Here is a 717-nt window from a genome sequence, read left to right as displayed (position 1 = left end):
GCATGATATCGCCGGGATCGAGCGGATTGACCGAGTTCAGCCGCTTGGCCGGATGGCCGGCGGTCAGCCGCACCACCCAGGTGCCGTCATAGTGGACGGCGGCTGCCGGCCAGGCGCGAAAGCCGGCCGCCTCGTAGCGGCGTACGATCGCGAGCATGCTTGCCGGATGCCTGGAGCTCAAAACCGTCAGCTCCGATAATCGCCATTGATGGCGACATATTCCTTGGTGAGATCGCAGGTCCACACCGTCGCCTTGCCGCGGCCGATGCCGATATCGGCACGGATGCGGATGTCGTCGCGCTTCATGTAGGCCGACGTCGCGGCCTCGGAGTAGCCGGGGTCGCGCTCGCCTTCATGCGCCAGCCTGTTGTCGCCGAACCAGATCGACAGCCGGTCGCGATCGGCGGGTTCGCCGGCCTTGCCGACGGCCATGACGACGCGGCCCCAATTGGCGTCCTCGCCGGCGACCGCCGTCTTGACCAGCGGCGAATTGGCGATGGACAGCGCGATGCGCTTGGCCGAGCGCGCCGATTTGGCGCCGGTGACGGTGACTTCGACCTGCTTGCGGGCGCCCTCGCCGTCGCGCACCACTTGCAGCGCCAGCGATTTCAGCACCTTGCCGAGCGCCCGGCGGAACGCGCCGAGACGGGCATCCTTGGGATCGGTTATCTCCGGCGCGCCGCGCTTGGCGGCCTTGCCGGTGGCGAAGATCAGCAG

General features: G+C 68.2%; 1 protein-coding gene and 1 pseudogene. Both read right to left on the bottom strand.

Annotated features, from left to right (window positions below):
* A pseudogene (locus EN893_RS39735) lies at positions 1 to 181 on the bottom strand (GNAT family N-acetyltransferase); the annotation flags it as partial.
* A 5-nt stretch (positions 182 to 186) separates the two neighbouring features.
* A partial coding sequence (locus EN893_RS36445; protein WP_206640268.1) for a bifunctional ornithine acetyltransferase/N-acetylglutamate synthase occupies positions 187 to 717 on the bottom strand: 531 nt, incomplete at its 5' end.

The organism is Mesorhizobium sp. M7A.F.Ca.CA.004.04.2.1, assembly GCF_004022825.1.
Lineage (GTDB): Bacteria > Pseudomonadota > Alphaproteobacteria > Rhizobiales > Rhizobiaceae > Mesorhizobium.
The sequence above is the reverse complement of the archived record's forward strand: the minus strand, read 5'-3'. Positions and strand labels throughout refer to the sequence as shown.